Annotated in this window: 22 protein-coding genes and 7 tRNA genes; 8 read left to right on the plus strand and 21 right to left on the minus strand. The window is 46.9% G+C overall.

The genetic code is table 11. The features are described from left to right. Window positions 1–141: 141 nt before the first annotated feature. The 3 genes from DW896_RS01820 to DW896_RS01830 are packed head-to-tail and all read right to left on the minus strand — an operon-like array spanning window position 142 to window position 2359. Window positions 142–675 carry a ParB/RepB/Spo0J family partition protein gene (locus DW896_RS01820; protein ID WP_016273566.1) on the minus strand — a complete coding sequence of 178 codons (534 nt, stop codon included), beginning with the start codon at window positions 673–675 and terminating at the stop codon, window positions 142–144. After that, a complete protein-coding gene (locus tag DW896_RS01825) occupies window positions 672–1961 on the minus strand; it encodes a DUF3440 domain-containing protein (protein WP_087332529.1) in 1290 nt (429 codons plus the stop codon). Before DW896_RS01825 ends, DW896_RS01820 begins: the two co-directional genes overlap by 4 nt. Before the next feature lie 5 nt (window positions 1962–1966). Then, window positions 1967–2359: a hypothetical protein gene (locus tag DW896_RS01830; protein WP_087332530.1), complete on the minus strand. Its 393-nt coding sequence runs from the start codon at window positions 2357–2359 to the stop codon at window positions 1967–1969. Between the two features lie 192 nt (window positions 2360–2551). Between DW896_RS01830 and DW896_RS01835 the strand changes: the two genes are divergently transcribed. Both DW896_RS01835 and DW896_RS01840 read left to right on the plus strand, forming a co-directional pair. Further along, on the plus strand, window positions 2552–3103 hold the full coding sequence (locus DW896_RS01835; protein ID WP_005825383.1) for a chromate transporter: 552 nt from the start codon (window positions 2552–2554) through the stop codon (window positions 3101–3103). Beyond that, window positions 3100–3624, plus strand: a complete 525-nt coding sequence (locus DW896_RS01840; RefSeq protein WP_005825387.1) for a chromate transporter — start codon at window positions 3100–3102, stop codon at window positions 3622–3624. Before DW896_RS01835 ends, DW896_RS01840 begins: the two co-directional genes overlap by 4 nt. On the opposite strand, the gene fucP is transcribed toward DW896_RS01840, so the two are convergent. Beyond that, entirely contained in the window at window positions 3616–4833 is a 1218-nt protein-coding gene (fucP, locus tag DW896_RS01845; RefSeq protein ID WP_057087781.1) for an L-fucose:H+ symporter permease, read from the minus strand. The genes DW896_RS01840 and fucP overlap by 9 nt on opposite strands. 153 nt (window positions 4834–4986) lie before the next feature. On the opposite strand from fucP, the gene DW896_RS01850 reads away from it, so the two are divergent. Both DW896_RS01850 and DW896_RS01855 read left to right on the plus strand, forming a co-directional pair. Next, window positions 4987–5871: an AraC family transcriptional regulator gene (locus DW896_RS01850; protein WP_117748845.1), complete on the plus strand. Its 885-nt coding sequence runs from the start codon at window positions 4987–4989 to the stop codon at window positions 5869–5871. Between the two features lie 94 nt (window positions 5872–5965). Then, on the plus strand, window positions 5966–6385 hold the full coding sequence (locus DW896_RS01855) for a pyridoxamine 5'-phosphate oxidase family protein (RefSeq protein WP_117748846.1): 420 nt from the start codon (window positions 5966–5968) through the stop codon (window positions 6383–6385). On the opposite strand, the gene DW896_RS01860 is transcribed toward DW896_RS01855, so the two are convergent. The 6 genes from DW896_RS01860 to DW896_RS01885 form a co-directional block, all read right to left on the minus strand. Then, window positions 6362–7531 (minus strand): MalY/PatB family protein, encoded by a 1170-nt coding sequence (locus tag DW896_RS01860; RefSeq protein ID WP_117703944.1) that lies wholly within the window; start codon window positions 7529–7531, stop codon window positions 6362–6364. The genes DW896_RS01855 and DW896_RS01860 overlap by 24 nt on opposite strands. Further along, window positions 7528–8394, minus strand: coding sequence for a DUF3737 family protein (locus tag DW896_RS01865; RefSeq protein ID WP_005836547.1), 867 nt, complete (start codon window positions 8392–8394; stop codon window positions 7528–7530). The genes DW896_RS01860 and DW896_RS01865 overlap by 4 nt, the downstream gene beginning before the upstream one ends. 16 nt (window positions 8395–8410) lie before the next feature. After that, the gene (locus tag DW896_RS01870) at window positions 8411–8974 is read right to left on the minus strand and encodes a sugar O-acetyltransferase (RefSeq protein ID WP_009038624.1); all 564 of its coding nucleotides are present in this window, start codon (window positions 8972–8974) and stop codon (window positions 8411–8413) included. Window positions 8975–9169: 195 nt separating this feature from the next. Then, window positions 9170–9985, minus strand: a complete 816-nt coding sequence (locus DW896_RS01875) for a carboxymuconolactone decarboxylase family protein (RefSeq protein ID WP_119992764.1) — start codon at window positions 9983–9985, stop codon at window positions 9170–9172. Between the two features lie 11 nt (window positions 9986–9996). Next, a complete protein-coding gene (locus DW896_RS01880) occupies window positions 9997–10992 on the minus strand; it encodes a flavin reductase (protein ID WP_009038626.1) in 996 nt (331 codons plus the stop codon). A gap of 283 nt (window positions 10993–11275) precedes the next feature. Then, window positions 11276–11349, minus strand: a tRNA-Asp gene (locus tag DW896_RS01885). A 165-nt stretch (window positions 11350–11514) separates the two neighbouring features. Here DW896_RS01885 and DW896_RS01890 point away from each other — a divergent pair. After that, on the plus strand, window positions 11515–12831 hold the full coding sequence (locus DW896_RS01890) for a pyridoxal phosphate-dependent aminotransferase (protein ID WP_009036966.1): 1317 nt from the start codon (window positions 11515–11517) through the stop codon (window positions 12829–12831). A gap of 30 nt (window positions 12832–12861) precedes the next feature. Here the strand turns inward: DW896_RS01890 and DW896_RS01895 are convergent, their stop codons facing one another. Both DW896_RS01895 and DW896_RS01900 read right to left on the minus strand, forming a co-directional pair. Then, window positions 12862–14442: a SusD/RagB family nutrient-binding outer membrane lipoprotein gene (locus DW896_RS01895; protein ID WP_117588763.1), complete on the minus strand. Its 1581-nt coding sequence runs from the start codon at window positions 14440–14442 to the stop codon at window positions 12862–12864. A 20-nt stretch (window positions 14443–14462) separates the two neighbouring features. Further along, window positions 14463–17570, minus strand: a complete 3108-nt coding sequence (locus tag DW896_RS01900) for a SusC/RagA family TonB-linked outer membrane protein (RefSeq protein WP_119992766.1) — start codon at window positions 17568–17570, stop codon at window positions 14463–14465. A gap of 140 nt (window positions 17571–17710) precedes the next feature. On the opposite strand from DW896_RS01900, the gene DW896_RS01905 reads away from it, so the two are divergent. Next, the gene (locus tag DW896_RS01905; RefSeq protein WP_008663291.1) at window positions 17711–18304 is read left to right on the plus strand and encodes a YqgE/AlgH family protein; all 594 of its coding nucleotides are present in this window, start codon (window positions 17711–17713) and stop codon (window positions 18302–18304) included. On the opposite strand, the gene DW896_RS01910 is transcribed toward DW896_RS01905, so the two are convergent. The 3 genes from DW896_RS01910 to recR are packed head-to-tail and all read right to left on the minus strand — an operon-like array spanning window position 18297 to window position 19971. Then, complete coding sequence (locus DW896_RS01910; RefSeq protein WP_034528745.1) at window positions 18297–18833, minus strand: GNAT family N-acetyltransferase; 537 nt, start codon at window positions 18831–18833, stop codon at window positions 18297–18299. The genes DW896_RS01905 and DW896_RS01910 overlap by 8 nt on opposite strands. Window positions 18834–18846: 13 nt before the next feature. Then, window positions 18847–19305: a hypothetical protein gene (locus DW896_RS01915; protein ID WP_009036963.1), complete on the minus strand. Its 459-nt coding sequence runs from the start codon at window positions 19303–19305 to the stop codon at window positions 18847–18849. A 48-nt stretch (window positions 19306–19353) separates the two neighbouring features. Continuing rightward, window positions 19354–19971 (minus strand): recombination mediator RecR, encoded by a 618-nt coding sequence (gene recR / locus DW896_RS01920; RefSeq protein WP_009036962.1) that lies wholly within the window; start codon window positions 19969–19971, stop codon window positions 19354–19356. 175 nt (window positions 19972–20146) lie between these two features. Between recR and yihA the strand changes: the two genes are divergently transcribed. Beyond that, window positions 20147–20755, plus strand: coding sequence for a ribosome biogenesis GTP-binding protein YihA/YsxC (yihA, locus tag DW896_RS01925; RefSeq protein ID WP_009036961.1), 609 nt, complete (start codon window positions 20147–20149; stop codon window positions 20753–20755). A gap of 11 nt (window positions 20756–20766) precedes the next feature. Then, window positions 20767–21363 (plus strand): DUF4923 family protein, encoded by a 597-nt coding sequence (locus tag DW896_RS01930; protein ID WP_087332535.1) that lies wholly within the window; start codon window positions 20767–20769, stop codon window positions 21361–21363. Window positions 21364–21435: 72 nt separating this feature from the next. Here DW896_RS01930 and DW896_RS01935 read toward each other — a convergent pair. The 6 genes from DW896_RS01935 to DW896_RS01960 all read right to left on the minus strand — a co-directional run bounded on the left by DW896_RS01935 (window position 21436) and on the right by DW896_RS01960 (window position 22046). Further along, window positions 21436–21508: transfer RNA gene (locus tag DW896_RS01935), tRNA-Gly, on the minus strand. Window positions 21509–21540: 32 nt separating this feature from the next. Then, window positions 21541–21622: transfer RNA gene (locus tag DW896_RS01940), tRNA-Leu, on the minus strand. Window positions 21623–21649: 27 nt separating this feature from the next. After that, window positions 21650–21722 (minus strand) — tRNA-Gly (locus DW896_RS01945). Window positions 21723–21736: 14 nt separating this feature from the next. Then, window positions 21737–21820: transfer RNA gene (locus tag DW896_RS01950), tRNA-Leu, on the minus strand. A gap of 40 nt (window positions 21821–21860) precedes the next feature. Then, window positions 21861–21945, minus strand: a tRNA-Leu gene (locus tag DW896_RS01955). 28 nt (window positions 21946–21973) lie between these two features. Next, window positions 21974–22046, minus strand: a tRNA-Gly gene (locus tag DW896_RS01960). Between the last annotated feature and the right edge of the window lie 143 nt (window positions 22047–22189).

Genomic DNA, 22189 nt, shown 5'->3' on the forward strand with positions numbered 1-22189 from the left:
AGCACATAGGACCTATTCTGTTTGTTTTGATGCTGACAAATGTAGGCGATTTGACTAAATTATGCAAGTTTGCAACGAAATATTTCACTTGTTAATGAATATAAAGAGGCAGATTAAAAAATCCACCCCTGAAATATTCATTTATTTATCCGCCACATACTCTTCTTTCTTATCCGGAATGCTGAAGTTCTTGTTCGCAAACAAGTCTGCCAGACCCGAAATTTGCTTTAAACGCAACACTTCGTCGCGATCCATTCCGATATTCTTCATTATCCATTCATCAGACATACCGGCTCTGTCCAATTCCGCAACAATATGGCACATCAACTCGATATTATGCGTACCACGGGCACGATTATGACGGATAGTGGACGCCATACGGTTGGAAAGTTCCTTGTCAATCACGACCACGGGAAGCAACCCGTTTTCGCGCTGATAAATTCTTTTGGATGTCTTCAACACCTGATAACGGTGGTAACCGTCCACCAGGATGTAGTTATCCTCTTCCTCATCATAGTAACAGACACAAGGCATGGTGAAACCATCTTCCCAGATGGAAAGCTCCAGAAGCTTCATTTCGGGCGGTGCCACTACATTCGGATTGTAATCGTTTGCTTGTATTTTCTCTATTGGAATTGCCTTTACATTATATACCGGACTTTTATCTACGCTCATAACATCATATTTTTGAATTGTTCCATTATCTTGTCTCTTTTGTATGCCTCTTCCTTGTTCAAGGCAAAACCCATGTACTTGCAGGCATGGTCATTCTTCAGGATGCATATGCACATCCGCTTATAAGTGGGAATTTCCCGGAATTCCGCGATGTCAATATCATCCAGATAATCCATGCGCACCGGCTTCTTGTTTGTCTTGTAATTCGTGGTATTTATCACTTCAATGGACACTCCTGCATCCCTCAGCTTCTGGATGGTCTCGTCAGCCAGACAGCCCCCTTTTGTACGCCAGAATTCAATGCTGACGGTAAGCTTTTTCAAGTAGTTCCTCCGGGTCTCTTCCGGCAAGGTGGAAAGCAGGAACTGCATAAAGCCTTTCCACGTATACCCTTCGGGCAGTCGGACCGTCTGCCACCCCATAGCACGCGTCCCTCCGTAAATACCGGTAAAGTTCACCCCGTTGACCCGCCCTATCATTCTTCCCCAAGTATTCGGGTCGATGACACGATACAGCTTCAGGCTCTCTTGTGCCTCACAAAGAAAAGGGCTTGCCACACGCTGGCGTTCGATATTGACTCCGGCTTTATAATATAGGTCATACAAATGGTTATAGTCAAAGCCGAATTTGCCATTGGCCGTCCAGATATCCGTCGTCTTCCAATCATAAATGGGATAAGCATTGAAAATGTCATTGCCTATCTTCGAGGTCCAGCGGTAATTGTGGTACATCTGATACTTCCGGTTCAGATGGATGCTGCGCCAGCGGTTAAAACTCTCTTGCGTACGGATGCCTATGAGAAAGCAGGCACGCACTCCATCCTTCTTCTCATGCAGCCATTTGGCAAAGTGCATCTGGAACTCATAATCCCACATTTCGGGAGTGTAGAAAGGAAACGTCTCTTTAGTGAGGCAGCCTTTCGGCATCTTCCTTACCCAAATGTCCTCCAAATCCTCCTGCCACGGACGCCAGTAACTCTGGTACATCGACGTACAAGTCGTTACACGGAAAGGCACACAAACACGATACACCTCCAATATATCCTTATTCGCCTCCAATACCCGGTCCACATAATCAATGGTCATGCTGTACTGTATCTCATAGTCCATATGGAATACACACAGTTTACGGTTCAGCCGGTTCCGGCGGATATAGTCTATGCACAAATTCAGCAACACTCCACTATCTTTTCCTCCCGAAAAAGAGACGCATATCGTGTCAAATTCCCTAAAAATCACATCAAGACGTTCTTGCGCCAGTTCATACACATTTTTGGGTGCAGCCATAATTATCAGTTTTTCTTCATTTTCACATAACGGGTCCATACCTTGTCTTCCAAAAAGCCCAGCTCGCTGAAGACATCCCTATCTTCAACAAAGCTAACAGCCGTCAGACTACTCTCCTCGCCCTGCTTCTCAAGTACCTTTTCCAGAAGCAATTTTAGCGTGTCAACATTCCTTTCCTTAATATAATAGTTGTTGATGACACATTCATACTTCTTGTGCTCCACCGGCACAAAACCTACAACATGTTTATTATCCAGAGCAACAAACCACTCGTACTCTTCCGATGTCCGGAAAGGGTAATTGTAGTTCTGTTTCAGCACTTCCGGGCTCATAACCAAAGGGGCTACAAGCTCGTACAGCTTTTTATCCGTACCATGTAATTGCACTATCTGTATCATATCTACATTTATATTATTTGTAATTACGTGTTAAAGATAAAGCTTATTTACGACGGAATATTCTCCTTTTAAATAGATTTAAGAATATAGCCCTGTAATATAAAATATTAATAAATAAATATTATCCCCCTAATTTGTATATGTTGATTAATTTGGGTTTCTTTGCAAAAGAAAGTCACCCGAAGAGAAATAATGAAATATTTACTGCTTTTTATGACCTTTGCCAAGATAGGAATGTTCACTATCGGTGGCGGATACGCTATGATACCTCTCATTGAACGGGAAATCGTAAAAAAGAGATGGATGAGTAAAGAAGATTTCATGGAAATGTTTGCGTTGACCCAGTCACTTCCCGGTGTTTTTGCTGTCAATATATCCATATTCGTCGGCTACAAGCTGCATAAAGTAAAAGGTAGCCTGGTGTGTGCACTTGCCACAATCCTCCCCTCTTTTGTCATCATGATGCTGATAGCCATGTTCTTCGCTCATTTTCAGGACAACCAGGTGATGATACGCATCTTTAACGGTATCCGTCCGGCAGTAGTCGCACTGATTGTGATACCCTGCATTTCGGCTGCACGGGCACTGAAGCTGAAGTATTGGCAACTGGTGCTTCCAGCCATCGCCACCATACTCATCTGGCAATTCGGGCTATCCCCCGTATACATTGTCCTTGCAGGAATTGCAGGAGGAATGCTCTATACATTATGGTTAAAAGATAAACTGAGAAAATTACAGATATGATTTATTGGCAGCTGATATTGGTATATCTAAAAATCGGAATGTTCGGTTTCGGAGGCGGTTACGCCATGTTGTCCCTCATCCAATATGAGGTGGTGGACCACCATCACTGGCTCACCCTGCAACAATTCACGGACGTAGTGGCCATCTCGCAGATGACGCCTGGTCCGATAGGCATCAACAGTGCCACCTATGTGGGCTATGCAGTTACTCAAAGCGTGTGGGGAGCTGTCGTGACCACCATTGCAGTATGTCTTCCCTCGTTCATCCTGGTATTGCTCATCTCTTACTTCTTCGTGAAATGCAAGGACAACAAATACATCAAGGCGGCAATGTCGGGACTGCTGCCCATGTCCGTATCATTGATAGCTGCTGCTGCCCTATTGCTGATGAACAAGGAAAATTTCATAGATTACAAAAGCATACTTATCTTTGCAGCCGCTTTCGGCGTGACGTGGAAGTGGAACCTCCACCCTATCTTACTGATAATCCTTGCCGGAGTCGCAGGCTTCCTTCTATATTGAAGAAGCGGTAGAGACGGATACCATCTTGCGGGCATATGCCCACACCACGCAATAGGCAACCAGCGGTACGATGAACGCCCACACCATCGTCGTATGGTCTGCCACCAGTCCCATCAACAGCGGACCTACCACGCCTCCCACGGGAGACATCATCAGGAAAGAGGAAGCCCTCTTGGTATGGTTGCCCAGCCCGCGCAAGGAAAGTGCAAAAATCGTGGGAAACATAATAGCCTCAAATGCATATCCGCACAACAGAGCTGCAAGCGACACCATTCCTACATCCAGCAACACCAACAAGGTAGTCATCACAGTGCCCGTAGCACAAACCAGCAACATCTTCTCGGCACGCACACGTCCCATAATCCAGCTACCGGCAAAACGTCCTAACATAAATAATCCCAGTCCACCGAAAGAAAGCACTACGGAAGCTTCGCGGGCATTCATCCAATTCTGCTCCACCACGTAATTGATGAAGAAGCTGTTGATGGAAATCTCGCCGACCTCATAGGCAAACAAGGCTATCAGCCCGAAAATGAAAAGCCGGTGTGACCACAATCCGACCTTATTACCAGCTTCGTCCACCTCCACACTATGTTCAATCTCGGGCAACTTGATTCTTGAAAAGACCAGCGCTACCAGCAACACAATTACCCCCATGCAGATATAGGGCAATGCGACATTACCCGAGCCCGTCTGCCCATCCTTCGAGAAGAGTAGCAGTCCAGCCAGTACCGGTGCACAGATACATCCCAGACCATTGAAGGATTGTGCGAAATTCAGTCGGCTGGCAGCAGTTTCCTTTGCGCCCAATTCTGTGGCATAAGGATTGGCGGCAGTTTCAAGAAACGTCAGTCCGCAACCTATCACGAACAATGCAAACAAGAAAAGATTAAAAGACAGATAATGCTGCCCGGGGATAAAGAGCAGCGAACCGATGCCGTAGAGCAACAGACCGAATACCACACCCCGGCGATATCCGAAGCGACTGATGAAAAGTCCTGCAGGAATGGCCATGATGAAGTATCCCATATACATCGTCATCTGTATAAAGGCCGAATGTGTCTTCGTAATATCCAGTATCTCTTGAAAGTGCTTGTTCAGTACATTCAGAATGGCATGGGCAAATCCCCACAAAAAGAAAAGAGAGGTAATCAAAATGAAGGGCACAAGGTATTGTCCGCCCACCAATGGTATTCGTTTCTGTTTCATAATATGATAATTCCAGACAATCGTTGCAAGGCGATTGATAATTGCGGGTGCAAAGATAAACAAAACTCCCGGTCTTTACCCAACATTTTCCTATTCGCTATTGTACGGAGCAACTTTTTCTCTAACTTTACTGCCATCATACAATGTTAAGCCATGAAAAATGCCATCCCACGATACAATTTCTACAAAACTAAGTACGGAAGCGAACTTCTGATAGATGTCGTTGATTTGCAGTATACCCGGAAATTCTTGACCCAGGGAAAAGTACATATTCTGACCTACTATGACATCACCTTCATCACAGAAGGAGAAGGAGAATTCACTATCGGTAACCGGACACACTTGGCAGCTCCCGGTGATGTATTCTTCTCCAAACCAGGTGAGGTGCGCAGTTGGGACACAGACCGTATCGGCAACGGTCATGCTCTAATTTTTGAGGATACCTTTTTGACCTCTTTCTTCAAAGACCCACTATTCGTGCAGCACCTCCCGTTCTTCCGAATGGGAAAAATGGTAGACAAACTCCAACTGCCGAACGGGCTCTATGCACGAATACTCCAACTTCTGCACGACATAAAGGTCGAAATCGACTCCTTCCACCCACACGATACGGGCATATTACGCGCCTTACTTTACGAGGTCCTCATGCTACTCAACCGTGTCTACCGCACCTCTATCCCTCCGGAGACGGGTAAGGAGCCACATAAAGATATCAGCAGCTTCCACCTCAGCCGATTCTTCGAATTGGTTGGGGAGCACTTCCGGGAGCAGCATTCTGTACAATTCTATGCCGATAAACTATGCATCACTCCCAACTATCTGAACGAAATCCTCTCTTCGGCCATAAACATCAACGCCAAGCAGTACATACTCAACAAGGTTACAGACGAAGCCCAGCGTCTGCTCACCTACACCGACCTCCCCATTTCAGAAATAGCCTCCGAACTCCATTTCTCAACCGTCTCCTACTTTGTACGTAGTTTCCGACAATGTATAGGGTATACTCCCCTCGCCTACCGGAAAATGGAGAAACCGTGAAAAGTGACATATCCTCCTTCTTTTTTATTGTACAAAAGTTCCACTTACCGGCTATCTTTGCCCTTGAAACAATAACCCATAAAAAAAACAAACAATGAGAGATGCAGAAAAAACAGTAGGAAACATGATTGACAAGGAAAAAACCATCTTTGTCGGTTCGGTGGATGCCGAAGGCTTTCCCAACATCAAGGCCATGTTGCAAACCCGCAAAAGGGAAGGGATCAAACACATTTACCTATCAACGAACACCTCGTCGATGCGCGTTTCGCAATTTCTCAAAAATAACCGGGCATGCCTTTACGTCTGCAACACACGCTTCTTCAAGGGCGTAATGCTGCGCGGCACGATGGAGATACTGACGGACAGCACCAGTAAGGAAATGATATGGCAGGAAGGCGACACTATGTACTACCCCGAAGGAGTGACTGATCCCGATTATTGTGTCCTGAAGTTCACCGCCTTCGCCGGTAGGTATTACAGCGGATTTAAATCAGAAGACTTCACGATAGAATAAACGGGCCATCCGTTCCAGTCCATCAGCAAGCAGAGCCCGGGGACAAGCGATATTCAGCCGGATAAAGCCCTCTCCACCGGGACCGTACATCGTACCGGAATTGACCATCAGATGCTGTTGTTCTTGCAAACGCAAGGCGACAACATCTGAGCTGATACCGGAAGCACGGCAGTCTATCCAAACCAAATAAGTTCCTTCGAGTGGCAGCACGGGATATTGTGGTAACCGTTCCTTGAAAAAGCAGCAGAGGTATTCGTAATTCCCCCGCAGATATTTCCGCAAGGCATCGAGCCATTCCCCACCTTCGTTGTAAGCTGCCATTGTGGCGATTACGCCGAACGGATTGACGTCGCATACCTCGTTGATGTTAATGGCTCTGTCAATACGGCGGCGCACCTCTTCATCGGCTGCGATGATATTGGCGATTTGCAACCCGGCAAGGTTGAACGCCTTACTCAGCGAAACGCAAGTGACGGAATTTTGCAAAAAGCGTTCGGACAAGGAGGCAAAGGGTGTGTAGTCATATCCTTCGTAAGTCAGTTCACAATGAATCTCATCCGCCACGACAAACACCTCATTCCGTAAACAAATATCACCTATATGCTGCAGTTCTTCCGGAGTCCAGACCCGTCCGACCGGATTGTGAGGATTGCACAGCAGCAGGATTTTTGCTTTCGGATCGGAAGCTTTCCTTTCAAGATCGGCAAAGTCGATTACGTAGCGGCCATCCTGATAAACGAGATTATTGGCAAACAACTCGCATCCGTCATTACGGATAGATGAGTAGAAACAATTATAGGCAGGAGTCTGAACGATGACTTTATCACCCGGCATGGCCAAGGCTTTGATAATGGCTGACAGAGCCGGCACGACACCACTCGTATAGATAATCCACCGGGAATCAACCTGCCAGCGATGCCGGTCATCGAACCACCGGACAACCGCATCATAATAGGCTTCGGGTACTTTTGTATAACCGAAAATACCGTGCGCCACCCGCTTTTGTAAGGCATCGATAATAGCGGGTGCTGTACGAAAATCCATATCCGCCACCCACATGGGCAGTACATTCTCCTCTTCGGGAGTATCCCATTTATAAGAATTCGTCCCGCGACGCGAGATGATTGTATCGAAATCGTATTTCATAATTTATAAATCCAGTTACCATCCCAAAGCCTCAACTCACAATCGGCAGGCGCCTTTATATTTTCGTCGAGAATGATTTCCCCATAGCTTTCGGCAGTGATACAGCCTGTCCGTGGATTCTTCACCCCGCCTATTGTTCCTTTGATGGTTGCCTGCACCGAACTATATTCAAAAGCCCGGTCGCAGTCGGGACCAAAGGTGCAATTCTCCAGTACGAGGTCGTGGGCATAGCAGAGCGGTTGCTCACCGGTTATATGGCAATTCACCAACCGGAGATTGTGCGAATGCCAGCCGAGATATTCGCCGTTGAGTTCAGAATCGTAGATTGTCACATTCTCCACCTCCCAGAAGGCATCCTTCGTAGTGATTTTGGCATTGCGCAACTCCACATTCTTCACATACTGGAAAACGTACTTGCTGTCGCTTTCCAATCCGTCTATGCGGATGTCGCTGCTGAACATGAACGGATAAGTTCCTCCATGCAGTTTCAGATTTTTGATATTCAGATTTTTACAACGCCAGAACACCTCATTGGCATCGTTTATCTCTACATTCTCTATTTCGATGTCATGCATCTCGCGAAACATTTTGGGTGCATCGATACGCGTATCAGTCATTTTCAGATGGTCGGAATACCACAGTGCCGAACGCCCGCCGACATCGAAAAAACAACGGTCGATAACAAATCCGTGAACATGCCAGAAGGGATAATTTCCTTCGAACCGACAATCAACAGCTTCGATGTTGCTGCATTCCTTGATGGCTGATTCTCCAGCACGGATAACTACATTCTCCATACGTAAGTCATGCGATTCGAACAAAGGTCTTTCTCCGCCAAATGCTGTATTTGATATTATTTTCATCTTGTTTTCAATTTTATTATTCTATTCTCTTTATCAATTTTGCGGGGACACCACCTACTATTGTATTTGCTTCCACATCTTTCGTCACGACCGCTCCAGCTCCCACCACAGCATTGTCACCAATTGTCACTCCTTGAAGAATCGTTGAATTAGAACCTACCCAGACATTCTTGCCTAGTACAATTGGTGCCGGATAGGTAGTTTGGCGTTCAGCCGGAGGCAAACCATGATTGAGCGTTGCAAAGACTACATTATGCCCAATTTGGCATCCGTCGCCGATTATCACACCACCATGGTCTTGAAAATGACAGCAGGCATTAATAAATACGCCTTCGCCCACTGTTATATTCTTCCCGAAATCGGCATAAAACGGCGGAAATACCCGGAACGATGACGGAACTTGATAACCGAACAATTCGGATAGCAACTCACGTACTTCGTCCGGCGTATAGTATGCGGTGTTCAGCCGGAAAGTGATACGCCTGGCTTCACTGCTCATTTCGTCCATAAAACGGTGTATCTCCTCCGTATTAAGCGCTTGACGCGTCTTTACATATTCTTTAAATTCGTTCGTAGTCATAATTTCTCCTATTTAATTTTTATTACCAAATTAATGATAATGCAAAAATAGGCGGTATCCGTCATATGCCGTGTAGATAAATCCCCGGTATCTATACCCAAATTACGGATTATGCTGTCCCCTCCAGCTACTAAATCATAGCTCCATAAAACAAAAACTCCCGTAATCGCTTGAATTACGGGAGTGTGGGTGGTGTTATTTAAGTTTATCGTATTCTTCATCCGTCACCGGCTCTAGCCATTCATTAGAAGTATCCTCACCGGGAACTTCGAAAGCAAGATGGGCAAACCAACCATCAGAAGCAGCACCGTGCCAATGCTTCACATTTGCAGGGATATGGATAACCGTACCGGGTAGAATCTCTACTGCCGGCTTGCCTTCTTCTTGATACCACCCACGACCGGCAACACCGATAAGCATCTGTCCACCGCCTTTAGTAGCACGGTGTATGTGCCAGTTATTGCGGCAACGAGGCTCGAAAGTGACGTTAGAGACGGAAACCTGCTCACGTGAAACGGGAGCAAGATAGCTGTTACCTATGAAGTACTGTGCGTATGCTGTGTTCGGTTCTCCAATGGGGAAAATCATTTCACGCTGGAACGCGGCTTTGGTATCTTCACCGGCGGTGTCCTCTGCCCATACGCCTTTGGCCAGATTAAACGCTGCCCACGCTTTGGACCAACCGGCATAGAATCCGATATGGGTGATGATTTCAGCAATCTCCGTACGGGTGATGCCGTTCTTTTTTGCCGACTGAAGGTGGAACACGAGCGAATTATCCGTGATTCCTTGACTGATAAGAGAAGTTATAGTTACCAAACTACGGTCACGCAGACCGAGTTTGTCGGTGCGGCTCCAGACCTCGCCAAAGAGGACATCGTCGTTTAGTTCCGCAAATTTAGGAGCAAACTCACCCAACTGGGTGCGTCCTGCTGTCTGTACTATCTTTTCTTGTGCCATAACATTGAGTGTTAAAATGCTGAATACTGAAATTAAAAAAATCTTGTTCATAGTCGTTCTATTTATTGCATGAAGTTATTGAGCTTGTTAGCCGGATTAAGTGGCGTCTGGTCAGACAAGACCAATGATTTGACCATGTGCAACGTTCCTTGCTTGTATTTCTGAAAGTGTTCTGATGCAATATGTTTTTCATAAGCCGCATGGCTCGCATAGGTTTCGAGAATAGTCACCTTACAGGGATTCTCCTTCTCGCCGACCGCATACATAGTCAGTACGCCCGATTCGGTACGCAGAGAGATTTCGCCTACTTCGGTTGCGTATTTCATATACTCGTCGAGATACTGCGGATAAACCTCGATTTTCGACAACCGCACGATACCGTCAGCACTCATCGGCTCTTTGGCGCACATACCCGGCTGCTTATCCAGATTCAGGCATTTGCCGATAATCTCTCCCGTGGCAAGGTAGGAATAGGTCGGAAATTCAAACAATACGGGTTTCAGCTTCGTATAGTCAAGTTTCCCGTTATTATCAAGCACTTCAGGAGCAGCGTATGTATTGACTATCGCACAAATGAAATTGTCGAAACCTTCAGTTTCATAGATGTCTACCACCTCACACTCCATGGTGAGGGGTGATGCGTCTATAACGGGGGTACCGTTTTCGCCAATATGGTAGGCAAACACCTCCGACTTATCGACCGTCGCACCGCTTACACTTCCCACATAGTCAGCTTTCGGCAATATTTCACGACTCACTAGATTGACGGAAAGTCGTTTTGAGTCCTTTATCCCTTGATTAGTGTAATGGCTTTTACTCATGCTGATGAGTATCCGCTCATGTCCAATAACACCCGTATGCCCTACCACTAGCCAGTTTACTTTCCCTTCAACCTCCGCCCCAACAACCGTCATCGGCTTGGGATAGAGCGCCAACAGATTTCCGAGATTTTTCTTGTTCGTTTCCATTATATTGGGTTGAACGGTGTTCTCCTTTACGGGAATACTGCACGACATTATGACAAGCAGTGACAGAACTCCTAAAATTGTTTTTGCCATACGCTATATTACTCTATTTTTCTTGTTAAACTTCTGATGACAAAGGTACCGCGATAGCACAAGCGAAGGTGTATATGATTTACGGATATTTGTACCCGAATTCCCGATTATACCGCAAGAAAGTTCAAGTTCATCAGATGAGTATAGTAAGACTGGCAGAAATCCCACGAATAATCCCACGCATGATTTTTTTTTAATCGTTATTCTTGCCGATACAGAAAACAAAAAAAGCTCTGAAATCCTTGAATTTCAGAGCTTTGCTTTAATTTATTATTTACTTTCGCGGTGCGTACGGGACTCGAACCCGTGACCCCATGCGTGACAGGCATGTATTCTAACCAACTGAACTAACGCACCATTATTTCATTCTTTCGTTGCTATCTCTCTCGATTGCGGTTGCAAAGGTAGACAAAATTCTTATATCTGCAATAGCTTGAAAGAAAAAAAATCATCTTTTTTTTAACATAGCTTGATTATAAGAGATTTATGTTACCTTTGCAAAACTAAATTAATATTGAAATCATGAGAAATACTCCTATTGAACGTAAGTTGATAGATGAAACTATCGCAGATTTTCATATCACAGACTTTGCCAAAGCAACCATCCGTGAAGTAAAAGCCATTGCAGCCAATGCCGAAGCGGCATCGGGTGTGGAATTCATAAAAATGGAAATGGGTGTACCCGGACTCCCCCCCTCAGCCGTCGGCGTAAAGGCCGAGGTGGAGGCATTGCAGAATGGTATTGCCAGCCTCTACCCGGACATTAACGGACTTCCCGCCTTGAAAGAGGAAGCAGCACGTTTTATCAAAGCCTTTATCAATGTAGATGTAGCCCCCGAAGGTTGTGTACCAGTTACCGGCTCCATGCAAGGAACTTTCGCTTCATTCCTCACATGTAGCCAGTGCGATGAGAAAAAGGATACCATTCTCTTCATCGATCCCGGTTTCCCGGTACAGAAGCAGCAGTTGGTCGTGATGGGACAGAAATATGAAACCTTTGACGTATATGACTACCGTGGCGACAAGTTGAAAGCGAAGCTGGAAAGTTACCTCAGCAAAGGCAATATCTCCGCCATCGTCTATTCCAATCCCAACAACCCCAGCTGGATTTGCCTGAAAGAAGAAGAGTTGCGCATCATCGGCGAACTGGCAACCCAATATGACGTCATTGTGTTGGAAGACCTCGCCTACTTTGCCATGGACTTCCGCCAAGACTTGAGCAAACCGTTCCAAGCGCCTTACCAACCTTCTGTGGCACACTATACGGACTATTACGTGCTGCTCATTTCCGGTTCCAAAGCTTTCAGCTATGCCGGTCAACGTATCGGTGTCAGCTGCATTTCGGACAAACTGTATCACCGGGCCTATCCCGGGCTGACACAACGCTACGGCGGCGGCACCTTCGGCACAGTATTCATCCACCGCGTACTCTATGCACTCTCCTCCGGCACCAGCCACTCTGCTCAGTATGCTCTTGCCGCCATGCTTAAAGCAGCTAATGAAGATCAATACAACTTTCTTGATGAAGTGAAAGTATACGGTGAACGTGCCCGCCGCCTGAAAGAAATCTTCTTGCGCCACGGTTTCCACTTGGTATACGACAATGATTTGGGTGATCCCGTTGCCGACGGTTTCTATTTCACCATCGGTTACCCGGGCATGAGTAGCGGAGAACTTGCGCGGGAACTAATGTACTACGGTGTAAGCGCCATTTCACTGGTGACCACCGGAAGCCATCAGGAAGGATTACGTGCCTGCACTTCCTTTATCCAAGACCATCAGTACGACCAGTTGGACGAACGTATGGCAATTTTTGCCGAGAATCACCCCATCCAATAAAAAATATCCCTATATAATAATAAGGTATCTCTACCAGTTGATGCCGGTATCCCACCACAATCGGGTACCGGCATTGTCATCTCCACCCAGTGCCTCTACCAAAGCGGCATACTGCTCGGCATTCTCCGTCTTCAGTCCGCCGGGAAAGTTCAGACGGCGAATCATTGTCTCAGTATCTATACACCCGTCTTTACTGTGATTAAAGCGCACGGGGAATAGCCGGGGATACCCCGTCCGGCGCTGTTCCGCCCAAGCTTCACACCCTTCAGGAAACATGGCAATCCATTTTTGGGTAATAATCTTCTCCAGTTTCGTATCCCTATCCGCTGACTCCAGCCAGCGTGGCGAAACTTGGCAACGGGCGGTAATATCATTCTCCATATCGTAGGTATCCACAAAATCGGCAGGCAACAAGTCGCTCTCCAGATAAGCGTCGGACTGCAAGATGCCATACTGACGGAAAGAAGCCATTACCCCTTCTTCATAGCAGGTTTTCGCCGACTCATCGGTCCATCCCCGTAGGGCAGCCTCGGCACGCAGGAACCAGACTTCTGCTGCCGGCATCAACACTGCATCAGTCTGCTGGGTGACTTTCAATTTTGAGAGTGTATTATAATAGTTATGTGCAAAGCATGTACCCTGACGAATGCCGCGATACTCGCCTGCAAACTGTTCATCCTGGCAAGTGGCAAAATAGATTTCACGACGGGGATCTTCATATCCGTTCAGTATGGACTCCATCGGCGCTCCCATATAAGCTTCATTCCAAACAAGGTTTATCTCGCCCAACGGATTGGTATATCCACTCGCCGTGGAAACCGCCACCGACTCGTCCGCCTCCCGAATGACTCCGTATTCATTATCCATCGCTTTACGGAATTCCGTTTTTGCCTTCTCCGGACTGGCTACCGCAATGCGCATGGCAAGCCGCATCCTCAACGAGTTGGCAAACTTTATCCAAGAGTCATAATCACCGTCCAACAACATATCGAAACGCGCAAACTCCGAAGCTCCCGGATGCTCGACAATATAATCGGAAAGTACAGCTACAGCCGTATCGAGTTCACAGAAAAATGCATTATAGACCTCTTTCTGCGTGTCGGGCATATAACGGGCTTCGGGATCGGCAAAATGACTATACACAATAGGGCCGTAATAGTCCGTGACACGGTGCATCACTTCCACCTTCAGTATCTTGGTAATGCCGAAAAAGGCAGGCATACGGTCACGTGTGGCATTCTCCGACTGATATATCTGCGGGAAAACATACTCATAGGTATGTCCCCACATGGCGCTGTTCCATCCATCCTGCAAGTTGTAGTCCGAATTGTGCGAACCTCCATTCAGAGGCTTGGCATCGTGCATGTAACCGCTGAACATGTCGGCATTCAAATTCTGGGTCAATTGAAAAGGCCAGTTCTTCCCCTTTCCGTAGTCGTAATTGAAATAGATGCCTTGCTGGATGATTCCAAGACGGATGCCATGTTCGTTATAGTCGGCCTGCAAGTCCTCGTCCGTCACGCCGGACTTGTCCGTATTGATTTCCTTAAAGTCTCCCGTACAAGCCAGAAACACGAAAACCATGCCAATCAGTACTATAATCCTCTTCATATCAAGTCTCCCTCCCCCTCTTAAAATTCACACTTCAAAGAAAATCCCCAACTACGCGTGGTAGGCATACCGTAGACTTCAATTCCCTGGTTATCGTTGCCCGTAGAGAGTACCAGGTCAGGGTCGAAAGGCGCCTTTTTGTAGAAGAAGAACAAGTTGCGTCCAGAAAAGGACAGTTGTGCCCGCTTGAGGACTTTGGTCTTTTCCATCCAGGCTGCAGGCAGTTGGTAGCCCACGGACAGCTCACGCAGCCTGATGTTCGTGGCATCATACATATAATATTCCGTCACCCCGGCCCGTCCGCCTACAACATTCTTATAAAATCCTTTCACATTATCTATCCGGTTACCTTCAAGCATTACATAACCTTTGTCTCTGGCCCGGGCCGTGACTTCAGAAACGCCATACATATCCATATCCGCCTGCGTCTGGGACAAAATATCGCCTCCAAAGCGACAATCCACCAGAAAATAGAAAGAAAAATTCTTGTAAGACAGCATATGATTCCAGCCCAGCATCAGTTTTGGATTGGCATTGCCCACTTTCACCGTATTGCCATCACCTTCCACCAAAGGCATGCCGGTATTGTCTCCTTCCGTGCCGTAAACGATATTGCCCACATCGTCACGTACAAAAGCTTTTCCGTAGATGTCACCGATAGAGCCCCCTTTCACCAATTTCATGGCATAACTGGACGAGAAGCTGGTAGGACCGTAAAGAAACTCCTTCAGCGCTTCGTGCAGTGAAATTATCTTGTTGCGGTTGGTGGAGAAGTTTACCTCTGTTTTCCACTTGAAATGGTTTGTCAGCAAAGGAACGGCATCCAATGAAACCTCCCACCCCACATTCTGTATATTACCCGCATTGACATAACGGTAGGCATATTTATCGCCCGACAGAGTGGGAAGCTTGAAGAACTGGTTCCGGGTATTCGTCTTATAGAAAGTGGCATTCAAACCAATGCGGTTCTTTAAAAAACGCGCTTCTATACCCGCCTCAAAGGAATGCGTCATCTCCGGTTCCATATCCTTGAACGGCGCGGCATCACTTGCCAGGAACTCTCCACCCGCCGTGATATGCGAGGAAGGATTTGTGATGAACATGGGAATATCATTGCCCACCATGCTGTATGCCCCCCTTATCTTTGCCAGTGACACCCATCGGGGTAAAGTCATCAGCTTATTGAATATCAGCGAAAATCCCACGGAGGGATAGAAGAACCCGCTTTTCTCATGAGATGTATAAGCCAGCGTGGAAGACCAGTCATTACGGGCCGACAAATCAAGATAGACAAACTCGTTGTAGCCCAGTTGTGCCGTCGCAAACAAGGACTGCAATTGGCGCCGCGCATCAATCTTCTGGTCCAGCCCAGCGGAACCATTCATGATGATATTGGCCAGATTGAACACATTGGCATATTTCAGCGAAGCTGTTTTAGAGTCATAGCGGGTGGAGTTCACTGTCTTGTCATTGATACTGGCACCGAGCGCCGCGTTGAGAGAGAATGCATCCCACTGCTTTTTCATCATCAGTATGGCGTCTCCGTAATATTGGGTTTCCTGATAGTCCATCTCGATATAACGCCCATTGGCTCCCGCTAACGCCGGAGCGGTAGAGGCATAGAACTGCTGGCGCACCTTGTCGTTAATATAGTCTACATTGCCACGGGCCTGCAGGCTTAACCAATCGTTTATCTTCAGATTGGCAGATAAGGAGACTATGACATGCATACGGTTCTCCTTGCTCAATATGCGATTGGTAATCCAGTAGGGATTCTGCTCAAAATCCTCGTAGGAGGTATGCCAATTCTGTATGTTCAGGTTTCTACCCTCATCATAAACCTCGAAGTTCTCCTTATAATAAGAAATATCCTCACCCCGTGGAAAACGGTAGAGCCCCACCAAAGGATTCATGTAGAAACCACCCACGGTAGGCTTGTTCTTCACCACCTGGCGCATCAAGTTCATACTGCCATCTAACTTCAGACGGGAATTCAACAGAACGGAAGTCTCTCTGAAAGTGAGGTTGTGCTTCGAAAGGTTATGTTTCCCAATGATGCCATGCCCCGTAGTATTAGCATAGGAGAAATAGTTCTGCAACTTCTCATTGCCGTGACTCAAGGAGATGGAAGTTATGGAGGTGACACCAGTAGAGAAGAAGTCTCTCAGATTATCGTATTCGGGAAGGTTTGCCCGTTCTCCCCAACTGTCCACACCGTCACTTACTCCATAGCGGTTCTGCATCTTGGGTAGCGCAAAAGCATTGTCGAACATTAGGCTCGTCGAGAAAGAAACACTGCGCTGCCCGTGCGACTGCCCCTTCTTTGTAGTAATCAGTATCACCCCATTGGCGGCCTGACTACCATACAAAGCTGCCGCTGGAGCTCCTTTCAGGATACTGATACTCTCTATATCCTCAGGATTCAGATTGGAAATGCCATCTCCTCCGTCACGGTTGCCGGCATTGGCCGTTCCACCTATGGCAGAGTATGCTTGCTCGGAAGTGGAGTTCAGAATGGGAACACCGTCTATCACATACAGCGGTTGGTTGTCACTCGCCACCGAGCGGATTCCACGGATACTGACTTTGGCTGAGGCTCCCAGACCGGAAGAAACCTGATTAACACGCACACCTGCCGACTTGCCGGTCAACGAAGTAATTAAGTTGGGCATTTTTACTCGCGTCAACTCCTCGTTTTTTATTAAATCTGTGGCGTAAGAAAGAGAATTTTCTTTCTTTTCGATACCCAAAGCGGTAACAATAACGTTATCCAGCTCTATCATATCTTCTCTTAGCGTGATATGAAAGGTCGAACGTCCTTCCACCTCAATATCCTGGGAAATGTAGCCGATAAACGAAACACGAAGCACTGCATTATCGGCAACCACCAGAGTGAATTTTCCTTCCGAATCCGCTATCGCACCATTGGCAGTTTCTTTCTCTTGAATAGTGGCACCGGCCAGCGGAAACCCGCTTTCATCCAGCACACGGCCACTTATCGTCACTTTAGAAAGCTGTATTTCAGAATGTCCCGGACGCTGCATACGCTCCATAAAATCCTCCGGGCAATCCGTCCATCCTATAGAAAACAGCCCTAAAATTAACGTATATAATGTAGTATATTTCATTGCATTAAATTGCCAATTACTTGCAAACTTAAGTATTTTCTCCGAATAAAAAAAGCCATAAAATCTGAGAAAAGAAACTTTTAAAATGAAAAACAGCGAAGAACTTTTGTTTATTGTGGAATATTATGTATATTAGGGGCATGTATAGCAATATAGATCTATTCAAGATAGAAACAAACCATGTGGTTCCTGCCCGGGGAAAGGTCTTGATTTCCGAACCCTTTTTGTGTGACCATATGTTTGGGCGATCCGTCATTCTACTGGTGGACCATACACATGACGGCACAATGGGACTGGTTCTGAACAAACCGCTCCCCCTATTCTTGAATGATGTGCTGAAAGACTTCGACTGCCCGGAAAACATACCTATCTATAAAGGAGGACCGCTCAGCACAGATACGTTGTTCTATCTACACACGCTCAAGGGCATTACCAGAGCATTGCCCATCGGCAAAGGCTTCTACCTGAACGGTGATTTTGAAGCCATTAAAGACTACATCATGCAGGGAAATCCCGTTAAAGGCAGAATCAGATTTTTTTTGGGGTACTCCGGCTGGGAGTACGAACAGCTGGGCCGGGAAATTGAAGAAAACACCTGGCTGGTAGGCAAAGAAAACATCAGTTCGCTAATGGACGAGGCGGCCAGCGGCACACTCTGGAAGAAGGCATTGTGCAAGCTGGGAGCAAAATATGAAATATGGTCGCGCTTCCCCCAGATTCCAACGTTCAATTAGTGCTGCGGAGAAGTTGCAACAGTACGACATCCTTATAGCACCCTCCTACGCGCCACCACTCCCTCAAAAGCCCACAACGCACAAAACCGCAGGATTCAAAAAGGCGGATACTTGCCTCATTATCCACCGAGATATGGACTATCAACTGTTTCAGATACAAGAAACTGAAAACATAGTCGCACAGCAAACGCAGCGCTTCCTTGGCATAACCATTGCCCTGATACTCCTTCCGTATGGCAATACCCACCTCTCCCCGGGCATGCATGGGAGAAAACTCTGTAATATCGATAGTGCCTATCACCGCATCATCCTCTACACGTATAATCATCATACGCAGCTGGCGGTCGGCAAACATATCGCATTCGGAATTCTCAATATATTGTTTCAAGACAAATCTGGAATAGGGTACGGTGAAGTTCGTCACATCCCAAGTCTGGGAATCATTCTCCATAGCATACATCACTTCCAGGTCTTCCGGCTCCATAGCACGGAGACGCACCCTTTCACTGCAGAAATAAGATTTATTCATATCTTCCAGTCGGTTACATTTCTTCTTCTTTATTGATATGCAGTTCTTTACGCAGGCGTCCCTCACCCGGTAGGCAGAACAGAGAAGCCGTCAGTCCTATCAGTGCACACAGTGCACCCGTACTGCTCAACATGATATAATAGGTGAAAAAGCCTGCAAGCACCGGTATGGCAAGCAATGCCAGCCGCACGCCACTCCACAGCGCATAGAGGCGGAGGGCTTCGGGAAGCGTCACTACATCTATTTTCCGGATTAATACCCATGAAAAGAGTTTCAAGGCTATGGGTACGCAAGAGGCAGCCAGCAGAATGGTTACCGTCTCAGCCATATAGGTGGCACGTACATCTCCGGCATACATACCTACCCATCCGCCTCCGGTTTCTCCAAGTAGAACGAGCAGGATGGGAAGCATCCAGAAATAGGCAAAAGTTGTTCGGACACGCGCTGCGGTCTTCTTTATTTGTTCTTCCATTTAGTAAATTGATAGTGGATAATGAATAATTGATAATGGCCCAAACAATCAGGCAGTTCCGGAAAATGGAGTGCGGTTCACAATACTGCGTCCCAGAGTCACTTCATCCGTATACTCCAATTCGTCACCGATGGAAATGCCACGGGCTATGACAGAGAGCTTCACGCCCAGTTTTTCCAGCTTGCGGTAGATATAAAAGTTGGTGGTATCTCCCTCCATCGTCGTGCTCAGCGCAAGAATCACTTCATTGATGCCGCCGGCGGCTACCCGCTGCACAAGGCTTTCTATCTGCAAGTCTCCGGGGCCAATGCCATCCATCGGCGAGATGACACCTCCCAGCACGTGATACAAACCACGGAACTGTTGTGTGGCTTCCACAGCCATCACATCGCGGATGTTCTCTACCACACAAACCACAGAGGCGTCCCGTTGCGGACTGGAACAGATGCAGCACGTCTCCGTATCTGATATATTATGGCATACCTTGCAATATTTCACTTCATGCTTCAGCGTCACGATGGCATTGCCGAACGCTTCCACCACTGCCGTATCCTGGCGGAGCAGGTGAAGAACCAGCCTCATAGCCGTCTTGCGTCCCACTCCGGGCAACTTGGCAAACTCATTTACCGCCTTCTCCAATAATGTAGAGGGAAACTGTCCATTCATACTTAAAATTCTCCTATTGACCACAAAGATAGTGCAAACCGAATGCAGAATAAAATGAACTCGTTCATTTTTTATGCTGAGGTGCAGCCTATCTTCGCTTTCTGGACAAAGATAGTGCAAACTTATGAAATTAGTGCTACCTTTGCCACACGTAAAACCCCAAAAAGGCAACAAAATGGATATTACAAACGCTGAATTCGTCATCAGTAACACAGACGTGCGGAAATGCCCCGCCGGTACATTTCCCGAATATGCTTTCATCGGACGCTCCAACGTAGGAAAATCCAGTCTCATCAATATGCTGACCGGGAGAAAAGGGCTTGCCATGACCTCTGCCACACCGGGAAAGACCATGCTCATCAACCATTTCCTCATCAACAAGAGTTGGTACATTGTAGACCTTCCGGGATACGGCTACGCCAAACGGGGACAGAAAGGGCAGGAACAAATCAAACGTATTATAGAAAGTTATATACTGCAACGCGAACAGATGACTTGTCTGTTTGTTCTTATAGATAGCCGGCTGGCTCCCCAAGCCATCGACCTCGAGTTTACGGAATGGCTGGGCGAGAACGGTGTACCCTTTGCCATCGTCTTCACAAAGGCCGACAAACTGAAAGGCGGCAGACTGAACACCCACATCAACGAATACCTGGAACAGTTGAAGGAACAATGGGAAGAGCTGCCCCCCTACTTCATCACCTCTTCTGAAAACCGCATGGGACGGAAAGAGCTGCTGGACTATATCGAAAGTATCAACAAAAGCCTGAATAGCAAACAATAGACATAAGTAAAATGAAAAGATTAGTTTTTTGGCAACTGTTTGTTGCCGCACTACTGCTGACCGGCAATAGTCACGCACAATCCATCAAGGATTTGTTCAACAAAGAAAATATAGAGAAGGCGGTAAATGCCGTGACCGGCAAGTCAACAGCGGATATGACCGGCACTTGGTCGTATACCGGCTCCGCCATTGAATTCGAATCGGACAACCTGCTGCAGAAAGCCGGCGGTGCCGTTGCCGCCACAGCCGCAGAAAAGAAACTGGACGAACAGCTTGCCAAAGTAGGCATCAAAGCCGGGCAAATGTCATTCACATTCAACGCCGACAGCACATTCAGCGCCAAAGTAGGGCAAAAGAGCATGAAGGGAAGCTACTCCTACGATGCATCCACCCAAAAGGTCAACTTGAAATTCGCCAAGCTGATAGGTATGAATGCCAAGGTCAACGCTACCTCCACAACTATGGACCTGCTGTTCGAATCGGACAAGCTACTGAAACTGATAACCTTCCTCTCCAGCAAAAGCAGCAACTCCACTCTGAAGAGTATCGGCTCGCTGGCCAACAGCTACGACGGAATGATGCTCGGATTCTCATTACAGAAACTGTAACAACAACTTCCATACAACAAAAAAATCCCGCAAGCACCGAACAATGCTTGCGGGATTTTTTTATCTGAAAAGAGCGGAAAACGAGACTCGAACTCGCGACCCTAACCTTGGCAAGGTTATGCTCTACCAACTGAGCTATTTCCGCATGGGATGACTCTCCTTTTTTGAGGAGTAAAGTGCCCAGAACAGGACTCGAACCTGCATGCCTCTCGACACACGCACCTGAAACGTGCGCGTCTACCAATTCCGCCACCTGGGCATAAGTCATCTTCAATACATCTGAAAGAGCGGAAAACGAGACTCGAACTCGCGACCCTAACCTTGGCAAGGTTATGCTCTACCAACTGAGCTATTTCCGCAATGTATAAAAGCGTGAAGAGAAGGAGACTCGAACTCCCACGACATAATTGTCACTACCCCCTCAAAGTAGCGCGTCTACCAATTCCGCCACCTCTCCAACTTACTTTCAACAATTCAAAGAACCGACTGCTTTACCTTGGTGCCCAGAACAGGACTCGAACCTGCATGCCTCTCGACACACGCACCTGAAACGTGCGCGTCTACCAATTCCGCCACCTGGGCATAGGTAATTGCAATCTAAACTGCGTTGAGCGGAAAACGAGACTCGAACTCGCGACCCTAACCTTGGCAAGGTTATGCTCTACCAACTGAGCTATTTCCGCGATTGCGGATGCAAAGGTAGATATTTTCCTTAAACCTGCAAACATTCCGCAGACTTTTTTCACACAGAAAAGTGTACATTTTCGCCAGGCATACAAGCAGACTTTTGATTATCAACTCATTCGCCCACGATAATCTTCATAAG

It is taken from the genome of Bacteroides sp. AM41-16, assembly GCF_003603495.1.
GTDB lineage: Bacteria > Bacteroidota > Bacteroidia > Bacteroidales > Bacteroidaceae > Bacteroides > Bacteroides uniformis.